The following is a 20,178-nucleotide window of genomic DNA, read 5'->3' on the forward strand; positions in this document are numbered from 1 at the left end:
CGCCCCCGGACCGGCAGGCGACAGGAAGATTCCCATCCTCGCGCCGAGTGGCCCACCGCGCCGGCCGCGGCAATGAGACAGATCCACCAAGACGCCGCGAATCGAACGGAACCGGCAGCTCCTGACCGACGTCGAAACCGACAAGGAGACGACAACCAGTCAATTCACACTGAGGGAGGCGCCGTGGGCGGCGAGCTGCGGATGACGCCCGGGACCTTGTCCGGGCACGGCGGTGGCTGCGAGAGCCTGGCCGACAAGTTCGGGCAGTTGGCGCAACTGCTCGAACAGGCCCGGACCGACGACCAGTGCTTCGGCCCGATCGGCAATGCCGTCGGCATCAGCGACAAGTATTTCGAGACGCTGCAGGGCTGCCAGGAGATGGCCCAGAAGGCGCAGCAGTTCCTCGTCGAGACCAAGCAGTCCCTCGACGACACCGTCAAGGACTACAACGACACTGAGCAGCAGATCATCGAACTGCTCAACAAGGCCGGGGAGGGGCTTGCCGGATGACGGGGCCAGGGACGTTCACCGAACTGAACCAGGGCGACTCCACCCGCAAGAACTGGGCGGAGCAGACCCTGACCCGCGGCTCCTCCGCCGCCAACGCCGCGTACGGCCTCCGGGACGCGGCGGTCAACACCGACGGCGGCAGCTTCGCCGACGGCTCCGCCGCACCCGAGTGGACCTCCGCGGTCATCTCGGCGCGCCAGGAGCAGATGGAACTCCTGCAGAACCCGGGCCAGGCGCTGCTGGACAACGGCCTCGGCTTCCTGGTGTCGATCGTGATGACGCCGCTGATCGAGATCGCCGAGCAGGCCATCGGCGACCCCGAGCAGATGCGGGCCACCGGCAAGGGCTGGGAAGAGGTCGCGAAGTGGCTCGACTCGGTCGGCGAACAGGAGCCCAAGCGCGCCGAGGCGACCGCCGCGTCGTGGGTCGGCCAGGACGGCGACGCCTTCCGCAACCAGATGAACGAATTCGGCGAGGGCACCAAGGCGCTGGCCCAGGACGTCCGCGGACTCAAGGAAACGCTCGACGGGATTGCGGACATGTTCGACATGTTCGTCGAGCTCGTCATCAACATCCTGACCGAACTCATCATCAGCCTGATCATCCAGTGGCTCGCCGCACTCGCCGCCTCGTGGATCACCGCAGGCGCCTCGGTCGGTGCCGCCAGCGCCACCACGACGGCATCGGTCGGCATCACCGGCGGCCGGATCGCCGCGCAGGTCGCCAAGATCCAGGCCCAGCTCTACAAGTGGCTCAAGAAGCTGGAAGAACTGCTCAACAAGATCCGCGAGTCCGGCCGGCTCGGCAGGCTGCTCACCCGGCAGCTCTCCAAGGGCAAGATCGAGCAGGTCAAGGATCCCAACACCGGTGAGGTACTGCGCGAGTTCGCGACCTCGAAGACGAGCAACGTCTTCATGAAGAGCCAGGGGCTGCACAAGACCGGTGAGGAGGCGCTGGCCGCCAACCTCGCGGGCAAGGTCATCGGCGGGGCACTCGGCGGGAAGGCATCCCTGGGTGGTGCTGCCGTCAGCGGCGTGATGGAGACTGCCGAGGGACAGGCCGTGAAGGAGATCCCGAAGGCCATGTACGACGAGACCAACCAGCGGATCAGCGGGCAGCTCACCCCGGAGGAGAGCAAGTCCGCGCAGGAGAAGGGATTCTCGTGACCTCGTGGGGGCGTCGAGCGCAATGACCCTGGACCACCTGATCCTCAGCGCACGCTCGTGGTGGTGCGAGCCGGGCGAGCCGATCGTCTGGGCCTTCCCCGACCCGTACCACATCCCGCTGTTCGAAGTGGATGGTCTCGACGAGCACGGCAAGCGGCGGCGGAACATCCTGACCCGCGCCGCGTTCCAGGTGGGCTCGCTGCCCTTCCGCATCAACTCGCTGATGACCTGGGGCGATGAACCCGCCGATCAGCGCAACCTGCCCACCGCGGTGGTGGCGGCCCGGGGTGCCGACGCCACCGCGGTCAGGATGACCGGCACGCAGGGCGAGGCCTCCCCCGGAGAACTCCCCGGGGTCCTGGTGGCCACTCCCGGCCGCTTGGCGCTGCTGGAGCTGACCGAGATCCCGGAAGGCTCCAAGGACTGGTTCGACAAGGGCCTGGAGAAGATCAAGAAGGCCACCGGCCCCGCCTACCAGCTCGCCGACGACTTCGCGGGCACGATGGGCAGCACGATCAACAACAAGGGCCGCTACTTCGACCACGACGGCCAGACCCGGACACCGCAGGTGGTCGAACGCGCGAACGTCGGGACCGAGCAGATCAGCGGCTACGGCGTCGTGCCACGCGAATTTCGCGGGCACGACTACGACAAGGACAATCGCAGCAGCTCCTACCTGCGGATCAACTTCGCCGACGGTTCCAGGCTCGAACTGCGGATCCCGGCCGGAACCGATCCGAACCGGGTCCTCGGCCTGGTGCGCGGAAACGGGGTCGGAAGTTGGTAACAACACCGAAGGACCTCGCACAGGTGGCCGCGCAGAGCTGGCTGCGCCAGGGCGAGTCGATGCACCGGATCTTCGAACGCCGACCCGGCTTCCTGGCGTCCACAGTGGCCGGTAGCCCGAAGGCACCGCATGTGCCGGTCAACCCGGTGCCGAAGTGCGCCCAAGCGGTGTCGGCGGACTACCTCAAGCCGTCCGAGCTCGTCGCGCGCGGCGAACACGTCGGCGACGAGTGGGTGCACGACCGCGGGATTCGCGGATGGGCGACGGCCGCCGACGGCCACCAGCTCGCCGTGCAGGTCGCGGACGTGCTGGCGGCCGGCAACGGCTACGCCTGGCTGGTCACCACGACGCAGCGCATCGCCGTGGTCATCCCGGCACGATTCATCGACCAACCCGCGGCACCGCTGGTCACCTGGTGGGAGCAGCCGCCGAACGCGGTACGCGGCATCCGGGACGTGCTGCTGGGCCGGGCGTTCTTCGGCACGCCGTTCGCATCCATCGACTTCGCCGACGGCTCCAACCTCCTGCTCCGGCAGTAGGGCGTCGCCGCCGGCGGTCAGGTGACAGGAAGGTTCCCTTGCTCCCTTCCCAGATCAACACGATCGGGGCCTTCAAGTACTGGTAGGCGGCATCGAGCACCTTTCCCTTGTGCACACCAAGCAACCCGTGCGGTCCCGCGAAGGCATCCACCAATTCGTTAAAAGCCTCCTGGGTCTCGTCGAAACGGGTGTCGCTGGCGCCCCGCAGACACAGTGGTCCAGCGATCCCGCCGAACGCTGTTCAGGGACCGGGTTCAGCGAACTCCGCCGTCTCTGTTCAGGAATCGTACGGTCCTGCTTGGCCGTGGTGTCAACCGTGGCACCAGTACTCATGCTCTTCCCCGATCCATTGTCCGATGTGGTCGACGGCTTGCTGGGCGTGTTGGACTGAATCGCTGTCGTCGGCATCGCGCGTTCCCGGGCGAGTCGCGTTGGCACTGATACGAATGAGCGTGTCCATCAAGTTGGCGACCGAGGGTCGCAGGCGCTCAAGAATGGCTCGAGCGGTCGCCGCGTCACCGGCGGCAAGAACGCCTTCGGTCACCGATTTGACGTTGCTGGTGAAGACCGCGCTGTCCGTAGGCTGAGTCGCGCGCGGGTCCGCACCGATGCACTCAAGAGTCTGCATGAACGAGGGAAGGTGATCATCCAGCAAATGGCAGTAAGACTGACCGGAGAACACCAACTCAAGAACCCGGATCACGTGTATCGCCGCGTTGCACGGCGAACGAGTTCCGGAACAGACACAGGTAATCGAGCAGCCGCTGCCACTCAGGCGAATCTTCGGCCCGGTCGCGCGGATCGATCCTGGCGACGCCGAGCTGCTCGATCTTCCGGGCCACGGATTTCCTGTGGTGGGCCGAAACGTGGTGGTAGTCCCGCGACGCGTCACGACCGATGTTGGCGTACATCACGGCGCATCCGCCGGGGTGCTGTGCAGTGAATTCCGTGACGTCGAGAACCTGATCGTCGATCACTATCCATTGCGCATCCCGGTCCGCGACGTCCGCCATTGAGACGACCGGCAGGGAACAGATACGAGATTCCCCGCTCGCCGGTTGGGGATGCAGCGCCTGCAGGTAGAGGCTGCAGATGCCGGCGAACCACATCGCCGGATCGGCGTGCAGCTGCCAGGTCACGGTTTGCGGCCCGAACAGCCCTTCGTCGCACATCGTCCCTCATCCGCCCAGCACGAGCACCGGCACCAACTGCTCGGCCGAGGTGAGCGACCCGTGGTGCCCGCGCAGCGCGGACTCGCCTGGCTCGACCACCGACCGGATCACCCCGGAATCGCGCATGATCGCCAGCACGTCGCCGATGCGCGGGCGCACCGAATCGGCCACCACGGGACCGAACCAGCCCTCGTCGATAGCCTGCTCGCCGGTGAGCACCACGCCCCGGTCGCCGATCGTCTCCCACCACGCGGCATGCACATCGGCCAGCGCACCGGGCTCGACGTAGACGTGGCGGGCACGGACTTCGCCGCCCAGCAACCGCACACCGGCTTGCAGCGCCGGGTCGGTGTCTGCATCGATTGCCTCAACCGGGTCGACCTGGACCATGCCGTGGTCGGCGATCACGGCCAGCACCGCGCCCGGCGGGAGCCGCTCAGCCAGCGTCGCAACCAGCCGGTCGAGCACGGTCAGTTGCAGGCGCCAGGGCAACGAGCCCGGGCCGTGCACATGCCCGAGCAGGTCGAGATGACCGTGGTAGCCGTAGCTCAGCGCCGGGCCGCCGGCGCTCAGCGCGGCGAGCAGCTCGGCTGCGAGATCGCCCAGGGCCCGCAAGCCCCGGAAATCCCCGCCGCGAAACGCTGCCCTGGTCAGCCCCGTGTTCTTGAACTCCGCGGGCACGGCGGTCCGGACTTCGACGCCCGCCGCGACCGCCCGTTCCAGCACCGTCGGCGTCGGTTGCACCTGCTCCGGCGGCCACTGGTCGAGCAGACTTCGACGGCCTCCGGTGGAATCGCCTACCGTGCCGTGCGTTCCCCAGCTCAGCGGATGCAACAGGCCGCCCGACGGCTCGGCGAAGCTGTAGCCGACGAGACCGTGCTCGCCCGCGCACCGGCCGGTGCCCAGCGAGGTGATGCTGGTGACCGTCGTCGTCGGGAAACCCGCCTTCAGCGGTGGCGTCGTCAGCAGGCTCGCCATGAACGGCGCGTCCCCGGCGTGCTCCTGCAGCAAGTCCCGGCCGAGACCGTCGATCAGCAGCACCCCGGCGGTGCGGCAGGCCGGGAACCCGATGGTGTCGGCGAACCCGGTCACGCCCATCGCGCCGAGCAGCGACGGGAGGACGTCGGGCAGTGCGCGCCCGGCACCGTCGGGAGCGACGATCCAATCCATGGCGCCCTGCCTCTCTCGTGAGCGCGGCGGCGCTCACGACCGTCAGAATCCCATCGACCGCCCGATGATCTCCTTCATGATCTCGGTGGTGCCGCCGTAGATCGTCTGGCTCCGGGAATCCAGATACGCCTTGGCGACCGGGTATTCCGTCATGTAGCCGTAGCCGCCGTGCAGCTGCAGGCAGCGGTCCACGACCCGCTTGTTCAACTCGCTGAGCCACCACTTGGCCATCGCGGCGTGCTCGACGTCCAGTTCACCGCGAACGTGGTCCATGATGCAACGATCGGTGAACACCCGGCCGATCTCGACCTCGGTGGCCATCTCCGCCAGCTCGAAGCGGATGTGCTGGAACTTGCCGATCGGGCGGGCGAAAGCGGTGCGGTCGCGGCAGTAGTCCTTGGTGATCGACAGGACTTTCTCGGCGGTGGCGGCCGAGGCCACCGCGATCGACAGCCGCTCCTGCGGCAGGTTCTGCATCAGGTAGATGAAGCCCTGGCCTTCCTCGCCGAGCAGGTTGCGCGCCGGCACCCGCACGTCGTTGAAGAACAGTTCCGCGGTGTCCTGCGACTTCAGGCCGATCTTGTCGAGGTTGCGGCCGCGTTCGAAGCCCGGCATGCCGCGCTCCACGACCAGCAGGCTGATGCCCTGGTGTCCGGCGTCCGGGTCGGTGCGGGCCACCACGATCACCAGGTCCGCGAGGATGCCGTTGCTGATGAAGGTCTTCTGCCCGTTGAGGATGAAGTCGCCCCCACTCGCGGCTTCGCTCGAGCGGGAGGTGCCCCCAACGTCGCGCACCGCGGTGGTGCGGATGCCCTGGAGGTCGCTGCCCGCGCCCGGCTCGGTCATGGCGATCGCGGTGATGATCTCGCCCCGGCAGAACCCGGGCAGCCAGCGCTGCTTCTGCTCTTCGTCGGCAAGCGCCATCAGGTAGGGCGCGATGATGTCGTTGTGCAGCAGGGAACCGAAGCCGGAGATGCCCGCGTTGACGAGTTCCTCGTCGAAGACCACGTTGAACCGGAAGTCGTCGACGCCACCGCCGCCGTACTGCTCGTCGACGGCGAAGCCCAGCAGCCCCTGAGATCCGGCCGCCAGCCACGCCTCGCGGCTGACCACCCCGGCGGCCTCCCACTCCTCGATGTGCGGCACCAGTTCCTTGTTGACGAAGGTGCGCACCGTCTCGCGGAACGCCTCGTGCTCGGGCTCGAACAACTCCCTGCGCATCGGTTCACGCCTCCTAATCAGTGCTCGTGCCGGTCGTGCGAGGAAGGGAACCTTCCTGTCACCCCAGCCCCGGCGCGGCGAGAGCATGGGAACCTTCCTGTCACCGACGGACCGGATCCAGCCGCAGGCGCGCGCCTGGGGCGCGGGTGGGGGCCGGCGCGAGGAAGGGAACCTTCCTGCCACCCCCCGCCCGGTCGGCGGGCCGCCGGGGCGGAGACGTTCATGGCTTCCCCAGACCGAATGCGCCGGAGCCGAGCAGTTCGGTCGGGATCTTCCAGTCCCGCAGCACGGCTTCGGTGTCGGCGCCGGGCTCAGCCACCGGTTTGGGCGGCGGGTTCGGGGTCCGGCTGAACCGCGGCGCGGGCGCCGGTTGCAGGGTGCCGTCTCGCCGGACCAGCGTTTCGCGGGCCGCCATGTGGGGGTGAACTTCCGCTTCGGTCATGGAGAGCACCGGAGCGACGCACGCGTCGGAGTCCGCGAACACCTCCGCCCACTCCTGCCGGGTGCGCTGCCGAAAGGTAGCGGCGAACCGTTCTCTCAGCTCCGGCCAGTTCGCCGGGTCGTCGCGGTCTGGCACCTCGCCCGCCAGGCCCAGCCGGTCCAGCAGTTCGGCGTAGAACTGCGGTTCCAGCGCGCCGACGGAAACGTGCTCGCCGTCCGAGGTTTCGTAAACGTCGTAGTACGGGGCACCCGTGTCCAGCAGGTTCGTGCCGCGCTCGGTGCGCCAACCGCCGTTGGCCAGGAACCCGAACAGCATGGTCCCCAGGTGCGCAGCACCGTCCACAATGGCCGCGTCCACGACCTGGCCACGGCCGCTGGTGCGGGCCTCCAGCAGCGCGGCGAGGACGCCGACCGCGAGGTACATCGCGCCGCCGCCGAAATCGCCGAGCAGGTTCGCCGGGACCTGCGGCGGACCGCCCTTTCGGCCGATGGCGTGCAGCATGCCGGTCAGCGAGATGTAGTCGATGTCGTGCCCGGCGGTGGACGCCAACGGCCCCTGCTGCCCCCAGCCGGTCATGCGCCCGTAGACCAGCTTCGGGTTGACGGCCCAGCACTGCTCCGGCCCCACCCCGAGGCGTTCGGTGACGCCGGGACGCAACCCTTCCAGCAGCACGTCCGCCCGCTCGACCAGCGCCAGCACCGCCTCCGCGCCGCGCTCGTGCTTCAGGTCCACCTGCACGGAGCGCTTGCCGCGGTTGAGCAGGTCGGTCTTGCCGCCGACGGCGGTGGGACGGTCCACCCGCACCACGTCGGCACCAAGGTCGGCCAGCAGCATCGCGCAGAACGGGGCGGGCCCGATCCCTGCGAGCTCGACGACTTTGATCCCGGCCAGCGGCCCGCCTGTACCTGTCACGCCACACCTCTCCGCAGCCTGTGTCGCGCATCACAAGCATCGCGACTACTCTAGTGTTACACCGTTGGTGTTACGGCGGTCAAGGCCTTGACCTGCCCCGAACGCCCTGCGTTCGGAGCAGGTTCGAGCGGACCTGCATCACAGCACACGAGACGGGCACCTGGCTCCCGCGCAGCTCTCGCAGTGGTGCCGTGGGCGCGTGCAACGAGAGGTCTGATTGCCGCCAGCCCGGTGGCATCTCCCGCCACAAAGATCGATCTCATGATGGCAAAGACCTCGACGCACACCCGAATCGAACTAGCATTCTCTACTTCGGGACGCCGACGGTGCTGATCTCCACGCTGAACGAAGACGGATCCGCCAACCTCGCCCCGATGTCGTCGGCTTTCTGGCACGCCTGGCGAGGCACGCTCGGAATGAGCACCCACTCGAAGACCGTCCAGAACACGCGGCGGACCGGCGAATGCGTCCTGAACCTGCCGTCCGATTCGCTCGCGCACGTCGTCGATCGGCTGGCGTATGACCCCGGGTTGGAATCCGATTCCGCCCTACAAGCACGAGGCGAGCTACCGGTTCGAGTCCGACAGGTTCGGCCGCGCGGAACTCACGCCGGTCGCCTCCGAAACGGTGTCGCCGCCACGAGCCGCCGAGTGCCCGGTGGCGATGGAAGCAGTCGTCGAAGCGGAGCATCCGGTGGCCGAGGACGACGAGGCGCAGCGCGGCGGGATCGTGGCCGTGGAGGTGCGGATCTCCTCGTGCACGTGCACGAGGAGATCCGCATGGAGGGAACCACCGACCGCATCGACCCGGACGCGTGGCGACCGGTGATCATGGGTTTCCAGAAGTTCTACGGGCTCGGACCGCAGGTGCACCCGTCCAGCTCGCGCAGATGCCGGAAGGGTTTACCGCGGCCCCTGCCATCGAATGCGGACGAGAAGCCCCGACGCTGCGAGTCGGCTAGGTCCGGAGCGCCCGGCGCAGACCTCCGACAGGCAGCGTCGGGCACCATGATCAAACCCCCGATAATGTGGCTTGACCTGCCCGAACCCAGCCAGCTGGGATCACAGCGTCGATGAGACACCGTTGGTGTTACAGCGGCCGAGGAGTAACGTTGCGGCCATGCTCCGAACTGCGGACGAAGAGCTCACCATCGACGAACTGGCCGCCCGCGCCGGAGTCACCGTGCGCACCGTCCGGTTCTACTCCTCGCGCGGCCTGCTGCCGCCGCCCCGGCTGCGCGGCCGGCTCGGCCTCTACGGCGGCGATCACCTGGCCCGACTCGACCTGATCCGCGAACTGCAGGCGCTCGGTTTCACGCTGTCGGCGATCGAGCGCCACCTGGAGCGCATCCCGGCCGACGCCTCGCCGGACGAACTCGCGCTGCAACGCGCGCTGATCGCGCCGTGGACGGACGAGCACGCCGAAGACCTGGAGCGGCACGAGCTGGACCGCCGCGCCGGCCGGCACCTAGACGACGCGCTGGTGGAGCAGCTCATCGAACTCGGCATCCTGCAGCGGATTCCGGACTCGGCGAGGCTCCGGCTGCCCAGCCCGGCGATGCTGGGCGTCGGCCTGCAGATCCTGGACCTCGACCTTCCGCTGGAAATGCTGTTGCAGGCCAAGGGGATCGTCGAGCAGCACACCGCGCAGATCGCGGCCGACCTGCGCGAGCTGTTCGCCGCGAACGTGCTGCGCCCCTACGTCGAGCGCGGCCGGCCGGAGGACGAACGCGAGCGGGTCCGCGCCGCGACCGACCAACTGCGACCGCTGACCATCCAGGTCCTGGTGAACGGATTCCAGCGGGCCGTCAACGACGTGATCCGCGATCACGTCTGATTTGACCGGATCACGTTATCGGATTCCGGCTTTCGGCCGCTCGCCAGCGACGCCACCCGTGAGGTTTCATCGCGTCGTGACGCACGCCACTTCGAAGGTGTGCCGAGGGGAGGCCAAATGAGCGTTTCGGAAGCCTGGGCCACCGCCGCGCTGGAAGCGACCATCCCGCAACTGTTCTCGCGCAACGCCGCGGAGTTCCCGCAGCGTCCGGCGCTTACCGACGACGGACGCACCTGGACCTGGGCCGAGGCGCACCACGGGGTACACGCGTTGGCCGCCGGGCTCGCGGCGATGGGCCTGCAAAGCGGCCAAACGATGCTGATCATGATGGCGAATCGCGCCGAGCACTGGCTGATCGACGTCGCGGCCACCCATCTCGGCGCGGTGCCCAGCACCCTCTACCCCACGCTCAGCCAGGACCAGGTGCACCACATCGCCCAGCACAGCAGGGCGCGGGTGGTCGTGCTCGACGTCGCCGACCAGTTGCGGCGCTGGTCGAAGGCGCTGCGCAACACGTCCACCATCGAGCACATCGTGGTGCTCGACGAGGCGGCGATGGTGTCCGCCGATCCCCGGTTCCGCACCTGGGAAACCCTGTGGCGGCTCGGCGAGCAGCACTTGCGCGACGATCCCGAACTGGTGCAGCGGGCGTGGCAGGCGATCCAACCGAACCACCCGGCCGCGATCCTCTACACCTCCGGAACCACCGGCGAGCAGAAAGGCGTGGTGCTCACCCACCGGAACATTTGCTTCGCGGCGGCCGCGCTGCACCAGGCCACGAAGCCCGAGCGACACGCGCCGCGGCTGTGCTACCTGCCGCTGGCGCACATCGCGGAGCGGATGATCGGGCTCTACGCGGCGATCCACGATGTCGCGCACGTGCACTTCTGCGCCGATCAAGGCCGAATGCTCGCGGCCCTGGTCCGCACCCGGCCGACCCTCTTCTTCGCCGTGCCCAGGGTTTGGGAGAAGCTCGCCGCCGCGATCCGGAAAATTCCGGCCGAGCGGCGCTCCGATCCGCAGGCGCTGCGCTGGCTGCGGGCCCGCATCGGGCTGGACCACGCCGTGTGGCCGGCCAGCGGTGCCGCCCCGATCGAGGCCGCCCTGCTGGAGTTCTTCGGCGCGATCGGCGTGGACATCTTCGAGCTCTGGGGCATGACGGAAACCACCGGCTGCGTCACCACCAACCACGCGGGCGCCCACCGCCCGGGCACCGTCGGCCGCGCCGTGCCCGGCGTCGAGGTCCGCACCGCCGCCGACGGGGCAGTGCTGGTGCGCGGTCCGCTGGTATGCGCGGGCTACCTGCAGCCCGACGGGGCGATCAGGCCCGCCGCGGACGCCGACGGATGGCTGCGCACCGGTGACGTCGGGGTGCTGGACGCCGACGGTTACCTGACCTTGGCGTCCTCCCCGTCGCTCCCAGCACCTCTGGATAACTAAAGCCGAGGGACTCCGGCCAACGGAAGCGTTGGTCGGAGCGGTAATGCCTCGCGGGTTCCCGTTGGTTCCTGCTTCACCGCCGAGCAACCTCGAAGCCCACAGCTGATCATTATGCAGAGGGCAGGAAAATAACCTTGGCAGGGTCACCGCTGCCCACGTCAACCGCGAACTTGACGCGGTAACCCTTAGCTGGAGCTAAGGGTCTGCGCGCTACGTTTCCCGCAGTCAACGCTACCGGATCCTCGACCAGTTGCGGGGAGGAAGGCGGTGAGCTGTCCCCGACGTTGAATCTCAAACGCCGCGTGATCCACGAGAAGTACGCCGACATCATCGACCAGCTCTACGGCGAGTGACCCGACAGCGCTAGCAAGGGAACCTTCCTGTCACGGCAGCTTCCCGGGACGCGAGCAAGGGAACCTTCCTGTCACGGCAGCTTCCCGGGACGCGAGCAAGGGAACCTTCCTGTCACGGCAGCTTCCCGGGACGCGAGCAAGGGAACCTTCCTGTCACGGCAGCTTCCCGGGACGCGAGCAAGGGAACCTTCCTGGCATCGCGCACGGTGGTCCAGCAGAAAGGGAGAACCTCCCTGCCAGCAAGCGATTAGGTCGTCGCGGGTTCGGGTTCGTCCGTGCGGGCCCAGCGGGTCGGTTCACCCGTGATGGCGAGGCAGGTGACCGTAATCAGCGCCCCGATCACCAGGTAGGCCGCGATCGGCCAGGACAACCCGCCGGAGGTCGTGAGCAGCGCGGTCGCCACCACCGGCGACAACCCGCCGCCCAACACCGAACCGCTCTGGTAGCCCAGGGAAACACCGGTGTAGCGGACCTTCGTCGCGAACAGTTCGGCGCAGAACGCCGCCATCGGCCCGAAAACCGCCGCCGAACCGGCACATCCCAGCGTCATCGCCAGCACGATCAGCGCCGGGTTCGCGGTGTCCAGCAGCCAGAACATCGGAAACGCGTACAGCGCAAGGAAAATCCCGCCGCCGAGCATCACCTGGGTGCGGCCGATGCGGTCCGACAGATGCGAGAACAGCAGGATCCCGGCGATCTGCGCCGCCGACCCGCACAGGCTGCCGAGCAGCATCACGTCGCGGGTCACACCGAGCTTCTGGGTGCCGTAGGTCAGCAGGAACGTCGTCAGGATGAAGATAAACGTGTTGAACCCCAGGTTCACCCCGGCCGACAGCAGGATCTGCCGCCACGAGCGGGAGAACGCTTCGGCAACGGGCAGCCGGGCACGCTCGCCGCGTTGCCGGATCTTCGCGAACTCGGGGCTTTCGGCCAGCCGCAGCCGCACGTACAGGCCCACTCCCACCAGCACCAGGCTCATCAGGAACGGGACCCGCCAGCCCCAGGTGAGGAAGGCGTCCCCGGAGATCGCGGTGGCGCCGGCGAACGCGCCGGTGGCCAGGAACATGCCGCTCGGCGATCCCAGGAAGGTCCATCCCCCGTACCAGCCGTGCCGGTGCGGCGGCGCGTGTTCGACGGCCATCAGCACCGCACCGCCCTGTTCGCCGCCGAGGAAGAAGCCCTGCACCAGCCGAAGTACCACGAGCATCACCGGCGCCCAGATCCCGACCTGCTGGTAGGTCGGCAGCAGTCCGATCGCCGCGGTGCACACGCCGGTCACGCTCAGCGTGATGACCAGCATCAGCTTGCGCCCGACCACGTCGCCGAAGTGGCCGATCACGCCCGCTCCCAGCGGTCGCGCCAGGAAGCCGGCGCCGAACGTGGCGAACGCGAGCAGGGACCCGACCCACGGGTCACCGGCGGGGAAGAACAGCTTGTTGAACACCACGGCCGCGGCGGTGCCGTAGATCAGAAAGTCGTACAGTTCGATGGTGTTGCCCACCGCGCTGGCGAACGCCGCCTTGCGCACCGTGGCGCTGTCCGGCCCCGCGGCTACCGTCGCCATCAGGCCTCCTGTCTGTTGCGGACGCCAGGAAGGGCCACCGGGCGTCACGTGGTCCCGCTCAACAATGACCAGTGATCGCCGAAAGGTCCACCACCTTATCGAGCAGCTCACCGCTTGTGGGCGACTACCTCTCCCGCCTGACCACGCCTTTTCGTGACAGGTCGTGATGGAAACCTGTTCGGGCGAAACACGGTTCAGTGATCCGCCGTCGCATCTGCCGCGGTTTCCTCAGCTTCGGCGATAAAGAGAAGCGAATCGTCACTCAAAAACCCAGGAGGAATGACGAGATGGCTGCAAAACGGCTCATCGCCCGGACCTGCCTCGCCGCCGCGGCTCTGGTCGGCACCGCGTTGGCACCGGCGCTCGCGAACGCGGAACCCGCGTCGTCGGCGCACGGCAGCATGATGAACCTGTCGATCCGCGGCGAGGCGCGCGAGGACATCAGGACCGCGTTCCTGACCTGCGAGCCCACCGGCGGATCGCATCCCTACGCGAATGACGCGTGTCAGGCACTGACGGACGCCAACGGCGACTTCACAAAGCTCACCACCGAGCACTCCGCATGCCCGCTCAACTACAAACCGGTGACGCTCTCGGCGAAGGGCAGGTGGCAGGGCAAGCCGGTCACCTTCGAGAAGACCTTCCCGAACGACTGCGTGGCCGGCGCTGCTACTGGGAAGGTGTTCTCCTTCTGATGCCGCGGTCGGGCCCCGCTGCGTGCGGGGCCCGACACCGGCCGCGACCGACGGGCGAGGTCTCTCGTCCCACGGTTCGGGAGGGTTACCGTGAGCCCATGGCGACCGACCCTGAAGACCGCGATTCGCGCTGGCCACGGCGGCTGTACCGGGACGGCTCCGACCCAGACCCGAGGTTCACCCTCGCCAACGAACGCACCTTCCTGGCCTGGATCCGCACCGCGCTGGCCCTGATGGCCGGGGGTGTGGGCATCGAGGCCCTGAACGCGGCCACCGGCCAGGCGAGTCCACTGCGGACGGCGCTGGCGGTCCTTCTGCTGCTGGGTGGGGTGCTTTGCAGCGCAACGGCTTTCGCCCGGTGGATGGCCACCGAGCGGGCTTTGCGGCGCGGTCGGCCGCTGCCCGCGCCGCGGTTGGCGCCGGTCATCGGTTACGGGCTCGGCGCGATCGGCATCGCCGCCTGCGTCCTGCTTTTCGTGTCCGGGTTCTGACGTGGAGCGCCCCAGCGGGCCCTGGGATCCAGGGCTGCAGATCGAACGGACCACGCTCGCATGGTTGCGCACCGTGCTCACCTTCGTCGTCGGCATGCTGGTGCTGCTGCGGCTCATCGCGCACGAGAGCACCCTCGCGGCGGCGGTTTGCGGCGCGCTCACCCTGCCGCTCGGGGCCGCCATCAGCTGGCTCGCCTGGCGGCGGCACCTCCGGACTGAACGCGGGCTGCACGCCGAGACCCCGCTGCCCGGCGGGGCGCTACCGGCGGCGGCCGCCGCCTTGTCGGTGCTCGCCGGCTGCTCCGGCCTGATCTACGTGCTGTTCGCCTGAGCCTCAGCCTGCCCACCTGACAGCAAGGGAACCTTCCTGCCACCAGAACCCAGCCTCAGCCCGCCCAGCAAAGGGGCCCTCGCCGCCGGGTCGGCGGCGAGGGCCCTTCAACCACGTCGGCTCATTTCTCCAGGCAGAACTCCTTGATCGGATAACCGACGTGGCGGTCCTCCGCCGGCAGGTAGCCGAGCAGGCGGTCGCCGGGCTTGAGCTCCGTGCTGTTGAGCACCACGCCGCCCGGTCCCAGCACCCGGACGTGCCAGTCGTCCTGCAGGATCAGGTTCACCTGCTGACCCGAGGCGCTGATCGCCTCGATCGAGATCAGCGGGCGGCTCTCGATCTTGACCCGGCCGACCGTGACCACGCGGGTGCGGCCCTTGGTGTCCACCGCGAGCACCTTGCTGCCCGACTTCAGCTCGCTCAGGTAGTTGGTGCGGCCCTGGTGGGACACGGTGTAGGAGTGGATCGCCCCGGCGTTGACCCGGAACGGGCGGGTCGGCATGTACGGCAGCGGGTGGGTTTCGCTGACGCAGAGGATCATGCCCTTGGAGTGGGAGCCGACCAGGATGCCCTCGTCCTCGCCGAAGTAGGTGCAGGTGTCCACGCACGCCCGCTCGCCCATGCCGACGTGCTCGGTGCGCACCACCTCCAGTTCGGTCAGCTCCAGGTCGGGCGAGCCGCCCGCGGAGGCCGCGACAAGCGCGGTGGCGTCGCCGACCTTCTCCGGCTGCAGCAGCACGCCGTCCGAGCCGTGCTCCAGGACGCCGAAGACGATCTCGGCCTCCTCCACGTCCTCGACGACCGTGATAATGCTGCCGGTGGCTGAGGCCGCCGCGGCGAGCACGATCTCCAGCGGGATCTTGGTCGGGTCGCGGAACCAAAGCACGCTCCACCGCTGGGTGCGCGCCGCCTCGCAGGCGACCTCCAGGGTGGGCGCGTCGACGATCTCCACGAACGGCCCGAACTCGACGCCCGGGTGGCGGGCCGCCAGCACAGCCGGGTCGCCGTGCCGCTGCGGGTCGACGATCACCACGTCGGCCGGCCCCAGGTCCTCGGGCAGCGGGCCGCGCGGCAGCAGCACCTTGCGCACCGTCGGCGGCAGGTCGACCAGTTCGCCGGGCTCGTCGGCCACGACGGCGCTGACCCGCTGGTGCACTGCCTCCTCGACGATGGCGGGCTTGATCTCGGCGTCGACGCCGCGGATGTCCAACCACGTCAGTCTCATTGCTCGCTCCTCGTTCAGGTTGCGTGACTCGGTTTCGCGGGCGATCACCCGCGCGTCTGGGCCGGGTCAGGAGGCCAGTTCCGGCACCAGGTCGTCGGTGAATTCCAGGGCGGGGTGGACCAGGGCCGCGACCCGGCGGGCCCGCTCCCCCGGGTTCGGGGCCTGGAAGATGTTGCGCCCCACGGCCACACCGGCCGCGCCCGCGCGCAGCACGTCGTCGACGTGGGCCAGCACCTGCGCCTCGTCTTCGACGCGCGGGCCACCCGCGGCGACGATCGGCGCGGGGCAGGACTCCACCACCTCGGCCATGGCCTCGACCGTGCCGGGGTAGACGGTCTTGACGAGGTCCGCGCCCAGGTCGGCCGCGAGGGTGGCGGCATGCGAGATGAGCCGCACGTCGCGGGGGTCGGTGATCTGCGGGCCGCGCGGGTAGATCATCGCCATTAGCGGCAGGTTCCAGCGGTCGGCTTCCTCGGCGACGGCGGCCAGGTCGGCGACCTGCTGGCGCTCCTGCGCCGAGCCCAGGTTGACGTGCACGCTCACCGCGTCGGCGCCAAGCCGCAGCGCGGTTTCCGCGCTGGCGACGAGATACTTGGCATCGGGGTCCGGCGCGTGTGCCGTGCTCGCGCTGAGGTGCACGATCAGCGACATGTTCGTGAAGGCCGCCGGATCGACGTAGCGCAGCGCGCCCTTGTGCAGCACGATGGCGTCGACTCCGCTGGCCGCCAACGTCGGCGCCAAGCCGCCCGGGCCGCCGGGGGTTGGTAACGGGCCGTCGGTGACGGAGTGGTCCATCGGCACCACGAGTAAGCGGTCGTCGCCGTTGCGGGACATCCGCCGGAGCCTCAGCTGCGCGCCGAACGATCGGGTGGTGGACACCGGGTCCTCCTGTTCACGAGGTGGGGACGGGATCGGGGCGGGGACGGTCCAGTTCGAATTCATCGTGCAATGCGGCCACGGCCGCGGCGGTATGCTCGGCCGGGATCAGCACTGACACGCGCAACTGGTTGGTGTGCAAGGAGTTCGCGGGGACGCCCAGCGCGGCCAGGGTGCTCAGCACCCGCACCGCGTATTCGGGCCGGGTGAGCATTCCCGTGCCCAGCAACGAGATCTTGCCCAGTTCACGCTGCACCGAGACGTCGCGGTCGGCGTCGGGCACGGCGAGTTCCACGTGCCGCCGCACCTGGTGGACGGCGTTGCCGGTGATGCTGAAGCTCAGCGCCGGTCGGTCATCGGCCCAGGTCACCAGGTCGACCGGGATGGACTGCTCCGCGACGGCGCGCAGCGCCCGGTGCGGCCGGTCGGGGTCGCCGGGGTCCAGCCGGATGGTGAACCGGGCGATGTCGGCGTCGTGCGTGATCGCGGTGACGAATCCTTCCTTCTCCAGCATGCCGTTGGAGCTCCCTCCGGTGATCGTTGTGCCGGGCCGGTCGTCCATGGCGCTCGCCACCAGCAGCGGAACGCCCCTGACGGCGGCGAGTTCCACTGCGCGGGCGTGCAGCACGCGCGCCCCGGCGAAAGCCATCTCGGCCATCAGCGGCGCCGCGACCTCGGGCAGCGGCCGCGCCCGCGGCACCAGCCTGGGGTCGGCGGTGTAGACGGCGTCGACGTCGGTGTAGATCTCGCACCGGGCGCCGAGTTCGGCGGCGAGCGCCACCGCCGTCGTGTCCGACCCGCCGCGACCAAGGGTGAACAGCTCCCCCGCCGCGTCGATGCCCTGGAACCCGGCGACGACCACGACCGCGCCGCGTTCGAGGTGCGCCCGCACCGCCCGGGTGTCGATGCTCTTGATCAGGGCCGCACCGTGCGGCCCGGTGGTGCGGATGCCGGCCTGCGCGCCGGTGAGCGAGACGGCCCGGGTGCCGCGCCGGTGCAGCGCGGTGGCCACTAGGGCGGCCGAGGCCACCTCGCCGGTGGCCAGCAGTTGGTCGGTTTCCCGCGGCGCGGGGTGCGGGTGTAGTTGCCTGGCGTCGGCCAGCAGTCGGTCGGTGGTGTCGCCGCGGGCCGACACCACCGCGACCGTAGGCCGGCCGGTCTGCCGGGAGACGTCGATCCGCTCGGCGACCCGGCGAACGTGTTCGGCGGTGCCCAGGGAGGTGCCGCCGTACTTCTGCACCAATGGTTTCATCGACACCTCATCGCGAGGGGCGCGGCAGAACCGGCGCCGGGGACGAAACGTTCTGTCGTGCAAAATCTTTCTAATCGAACTCCGCGTCGGACGTCATCGCGGGAACACGTGATTGTCGAGGGGCCGCCCGGTTTGCCCCGCGATATCCCGGAAAGACGTGCTGTGCGGCGGGGCCCGCCGGTCTTGAATCGGACGGTGCGACGTTGTTCGGCCGGGAGATTCGAGGATGCCGTGCGATCGAGGGAAACTCCGATGCGGATCTGCGTGATCGGTGCGGGGCCGCGTGGCCTTGCGGTGCTGGAGCGGATCAGCGCCAACTGCTGCGAACTTCTCGGGCCGGCGGTGCCCGTCGAGGTCGACCTGGTCGACCCGTTCGCCGGGGCGGGCGGCCGGGTGTGGTGGACCGAGCAGAGCCCGCTGCTGCTGATGAACACGGTGGCTTCGCAGGTCACCGCCTTCACCGATGACAGCGTCGACTGCGAGGGGCCGATCCGCCCCGGGCCGAGCCTGCACGAGTGGGCGAGTGCCGATCCGGACGCGGAGCCGCTCGAGCCGGACGAGTACCCGACCCGCGCACTCTTCGGTCGTTACCTCGCTTGGTTCCTCGACCACGTGATCGCGACCGCGCCACCCAACGTCACGGTGCGGTGGCACCGCGACACCGCTGTCACGATTCGCGATGAGGCGCAGCGCCAGCGCGTTCGGCTCGCGGACGGCGCTGAGCTGGTGGCGGACGCCGTGGTGCTCGCGCAGGGGCACGTCGATGCCGAATCGACCGGTGCGGAGCAGGAGCTGGCGGGGTTCGCCCGGCGGCACCGGTTGCGCTACGTGCCGCCGAGCAATCCGTCCGAAGTGGACCTTTCGTCGATCCGCCCGGGTGAGCCGATCGGGCTGCGTGGGTTGGGCTTGAACTTCTTCGACTACCTGGCGCTGCTGACCGCCGGCCGGGGCGGCCGGTTCGTGCCGGTGTCCGGGAAGCTGCAGTACCTCCCGTCCGGGCGCGAGCCGGTGCTCTTCGCGGGTTCCCGCCGGGGTGTTCCCTACCACGCGCGCGGGCAGAACCAGAAGGGGGTGTCGGGGCGCCACGAACCGCTGTTCCTGACACCGGAGGTGATCGCCGGGCTCCAGCAGAAGGCCGCCGAAGGCACTCCGCCCTCGTTCCGCGTCGACGTGTGGCCGCTGGTCTCCGAAGAGGTCCGGGCGGTGTACTACACGACCTGGATCGGGCAGCACCGCAGCGCCAGCACTGCCCGCGCGTTCCGCCACGCCTACCTGCGCGCCATCGGGGATGAGGTCGCCGAACTCGCGGTGCTGCGCCGCTTCGCCGTGCCGCGCGAAGAATGGTGGGACTGGGACCGGGTGACGCGCCCCTGCGGCGAGCGGGTCTTCGCCGACCGCGACGAGTTCCACGGTTGGCTGTTGGAGCACCTCGAACGCGACCTCGCCGAGGCCGAGCGGGGCAACGTCGCCGGGCCGCTGAAAGCGGCGCTGGACGTGCTCCGGGACCTGCGCAACGAGATCCGGCTGGTCATCGACCACGGCGGGATCACCGGCAGCTCCTACCGGGACGAGGTGCAGCTCTGGTACACGGGTGAGAACGCGTTCCTGTCGATCGGCCCGCCGGCCCGCCGGATCGCCGAGCTGATCGCGCTGATCGAGGCGGGCGTGGTGCACGTGCTCGGCCCCGGCATGCAGGTGTCTACGACCGACGGTTCGTTCGCGGTCTGCGCGCGCGGGGTGGCGGCGCCACCGGTCCGGGTGACGACGCTGATCGAGGCGCGGCTGCCCGAACCGGACCTGCGGCGCTCGGCCGATCCGCTGCTGCGCTGGCTGCAACGGACCGGGCAGTGCGCGGCGTACCGGATCGCCGATCCGAACGGCGCCTACCGGACCGGTGGGCTCGCAGTCACGCGCCGCCCGTACCACCTGATCGACGCGGCCGGCCGCCCGCATCCGCGGCGTTTCGCCTTCGGGGTGCCGACCGAGGCAGTGCACTGGGTCACCGCGGCCGGGGCGCGGCCCGGCGTCAACTCGGTGAGCCTCTCCGACGCGGACAGCATCGCGCGCGCGTGCCTCGCGGTGCCCCGCAGCGCACCTGCCCCGAGGTTGTACGCCGACTACCACAACCCGCTCGACTGGTTGCCGACCAGCTCGGGGCGCTAGAAACCGGCGGTTTCAGTCGAAACTGCCGCCCAG

Annotated in this window: 21 protein-coding genes; 11 read left to right on the top strand and 10 right to left on the bottom strand. The window is 69.2% G+C overall.

Annotated features, from left to right (window positions below):
- Positions 1 to 183: 183 nt before the first annotated feature.
- Genes FDZ84_RS06655 through FDZ84_RS06670 form a run of 4 tightly spaced genes read left to right on the top strand, consistent with a single transcriptional unit; the run spans position 184 to position 3,002 of the window.
- The gene (locus FDZ84_RS06655) at positions 184 to 510 is read left to right on the top strand and encodes a hypothetical protein (protein ID WP_168585170.1); all 327 of its coding nucleotides are present in this window, start codon (positions 184 to 186) and stop codon (positions 508 to 510) included.
- A complete protein-coding gene (locus FDZ84_RS06660; protein ID WP_168585171.1) occupies positions 507 to 1,676 on the top strand; it encodes a WXG100 family type VII secretion target in 1,170 nt (389 codons plus the stop codon). Before FDZ84_RS06655 ends, FDZ84_RS06660 begins: the two co-directional genes overlap by 4 nt.
- Positions 1,677 to 1,698: 22 nt before the next feature.
- Positions 1,699 to 2,463 carry a hypothetical protein gene (locus tag FDZ84_RS06665; protein ID WP_168585172.1) on the top strand — a complete coding sequence of 255 codons (765 nt, stop codon included), beginning with the start codon at positions 1,699 to 1,701 and terminating at the stop codon, positions 2,461 to 2,463.
- 23 nt (positions 2,464 to 2,486) lie between these two features.
- Positions 2,487 to 3,002: a hypothetical protein gene (locus tag FDZ84_RS06670; RefSeq protein ID WP_168585173.1), complete on the top strand. Its 516-nt coding sequence runs from the start codon at positions 2,487 to 2,489 to the stop codon at positions 3,000 to 3,002.
- 310 nt (positions 3,003 to 3,312) lie between these two features.
- Here the strand turns inward: FDZ84_RS06670 and FDZ84_RS06675 are convergent, their stop codons facing one another.
- The 6 genes from FDZ84_RS06675 to FDZ84_RS38625 form a co-directional block, all read right to left on the bottom strand.
- On the bottom strand, positions 3,313 to 3,705 hold the full coding sequence (locus tag FDZ84_RS06675) for a hypothetical protein (protein ID WP_168585174.1): 393 nt from the start codon (positions 3,703 to 3,705) through the stop codon (positions 3,313 to 3,315).
- Entirely contained in the window at positions 3,689 to 4,141 is a 453-nt protein-coding gene (locus tag FDZ84_RS06680; protein WP_246868850.1) for a cytochrome b5-like heme/steroid binding domain-containing protein, read from the bottom strand. The genes FDZ84_RS06675 and FDZ84_RS06680 overlap by 17 nt, the downstream gene beginning before the upstream one ends.
- Positions 4,142 to 4,180: 39 nt before the next feature.
- Positions 4,181 to 5,344 carry an alkaline phosphatase family protein gene (locus FDZ84_RS06685; protein WP_168585176.1) on the bottom strand — a complete coding sequence of 388 codons (1,164 nt, stop codon included), beginning with the start codon at positions 5,342 to 5,344 and terminating at the stop codon, positions 4,181 to 4,183.
- A gap of 42 nt (positions 5,345 to 5,386) precedes the next feature.
- On the bottom strand, positions 5,387 to 6,565 hold the full coding sequence (locus FDZ84_RS06690) for an acyl-CoA dehydrogenase family protein (protein WP_168585177.1): 1,179 nt from the start codon (positions 6,563 to 6,565) through the stop codon (positions 5,387 to 5,389).
- Between the two features lie 220 nt (positions 6,566 to 6,785).
- Complete coding sequence (locus FDZ84_RS06695; RefSeq protein WP_168585178.1) at positions 6,786 to 7,919, bottom strand: CaiB/BaiF CoA-transferase family protein; 1,134 nt, start codon at positions 7,917 to 7,919, stop codon at positions 6,786 to 6,788.
- A 307-nt stretch (positions 7,920 to 8,226) separates the two neighbouring features.
- Positions 8,227 to 8,367, bottom strand: coding sequence for a hypothetical protein (locus FDZ84_RS38625; RefSeq protein ID WP_246868851.1), 141 nt, complete (start codon positions 8,365 to 8,367; stop codon positions 8,227 to 8,229).
- Between the two features lie 71 nt (positions 8,368 to 8,438).
- Here FDZ84_RS38625 and FDZ84_RS38630 point away from each other — a divergent pair, with 71 nt between their 5' ends.
- The 3 genes from FDZ84_RS38630 (at position 8,439) to FDZ84_RS06710 (ending at position 11,195) form a co-directional block, all read left to right on the top strand.
- Complete coding sequence (locus tag FDZ84_RS38630; protein WP_246868852.1) at positions 8,439 to 8,747, top strand: hypothetical protein; 309 nt, start codon at positions 8,439 to 8,441, stop codon at positions 8,745 to 8,747.
- Between the two features lie 291 nt (positions 8,748 to 9,038).
- Positions 9,039 to 9,755 carry a MerR family transcriptional regulator gene (locus FDZ84_RS06705; protein WP_168585179.1) on the top strand — a complete coding sequence of 239 codons (717 nt, stop codon included), beginning with the start codon at positions 9,039 to 9,041 and terminating at the stop codon, positions 9,753 to 9,755.
- Positions 9,756 to 9,872: 117 nt separating this feature from the next.
- Positions 9,873 to 11,195 (top strand): long-chain fatty acid--CoA ligase, encoded by a 1,323-nt coding sequence (locus FDZ84_RS06710; protein WP_168585180.1) that lies wholly within the window; start codon positions 9,873 to 9,875, stop codon positions 11,193 to 11,195.
- Positions 11,196 to 11,795: 600 nt separating this feature from the next.
- On the opposite strand, the gene FDZ84_RS06715 is transcribed toward FDZ84_RS06710, so the two are convergent.
- Entirely contained in the window at positions 11,796 to 13,112 is a 1,317-nt protein-coding gene (locus tag FDZ84_RS06715) for an MFS transporter (RefSeq protein ID WP_168585181.1), read from the bottom strand.
- Positions 13,113 to 13,309: 197 nt separating this feature from the next.
- Between FDZ84_RS06715 and FDZ84_RS06720 the strand changes: the two genes are divergently transcribed.
- From FDZ84_RS06720 to FDZ84_RS06730, 3 genes are all read left to right on the top strand, one after another.
- A complete protein-coding gene (locus FDZ84_RS06720; protein WP_168585182.1) occupies positions 13,310 to 13,807 on the top strand; it encodes an SSI family serine proteinase inhibitor in 498 nt (165 codons plus the stop codon).
- A gap of 98 nt (positions 13,808 to 13,905) precedes the next feature.
- Positions 13,906 to 14,298, top strand: coding sequence for a YidH family protein (locus FDZ84_RS06725; RefSeq protein ID WP_168585183.1), 393 nt, complete (start codon positions 13,906 to 13,908; stop codon positions 14,296 to 14,298).
- 1 nt (position 14,299) lies between these two features.
- On the top strand, positions 14,300 to 14,629 hold the full coding sequence (locus FDZ84_RS06730) for a DUF202 domain-containing protein (protein WP_168585184.1): 330 nt from the start codon (positions 14,300 to 14,302) through the stop codon (positions 14,627 to 14,629).
- Positions 14,630 to 14,750: 121 nt separating this feature from the next.
- On the opposite strand, the gene FDZ84_RS06735 is transcribed toward FDZ84_RS06730, so the two are convergent.
- From FDZ84_RS06735 to FDZ84_RS06745, 3 genes are all read right to left on the bottom strand, one after another.
- The gene (locus tag FDZ84_RS06735) at positions 14,751 to 15,854 is read right to left on the bottom strand and encodes a 3-dehydroquinate synthase II (RefSeq protein ID WP_168585185.1); all 1,104 of its coding nucleotides are present in this window, start codon (positions 15,852 to 15,854) and stop codon (positions 14,751 to 14,753) included.
- Positions 15,855 to 15,920: 66 nt separating this feature from the next.
- Positions 15,921 to 16,733 carry a 2-amino-3,7-dideoxy-D-threo-hept-6-ulosonate synthase gene (locus FDZ84_RS06740; RefSeq protein WP_168585186.1) on the bottom strand — a complete coding sequence of 271 codons (813 nt, stop codon included), beginning with the start codon at positions 16,731 to 16,733 and terminating at the stop codon, positions 15,921 to 15,923.
- Between the two features lie 13 nt (positions 16,734 to 16,746).
- Positions 16,747 to 17,982 carry an aspartate kinase gene (locus tag FDZ84_RS06745; protein WP_168585187.1) on the bottom strand — a complete coding sequence of 412 codons (1,236 nt, stop codon included), beginning with the start codon at positions 17,980 to 17,982 and terminating at the stop codon, positions 16,747 to 16,749.
- A 252-nt stretch (positions 17,983 to 18,234) separates the two neighbouring features.
- Here FDZ84_RS06745 and FDZ84_RS06750 point away from each other — a divergent pair, with 252 nt between their 5' ends.
- Entirely contained in the window at positions 18,235 to 20,145 is a 1,911-nt protein-coding gene (locus tag FDZ84_RS06750; protein WP_168585188.1) for an FAD/NAD(P)-binding domain-containing protein, read from the top strand.
- Positions 20,146 to 20,178: the final 33 nt, after the last annotated feature.

Origin of the sequence: Saccharopolyspora sp. ASAGF58 (genome assembly GCF_012277335.1) — a bacterium.
Lineage (GTDB): Bacteria > Actinomycetota > Actinomycetes > Mycobacteriales > Pseudonocardiaceae > Saccharopolyspora > Saccharopolyspora hattusasensis.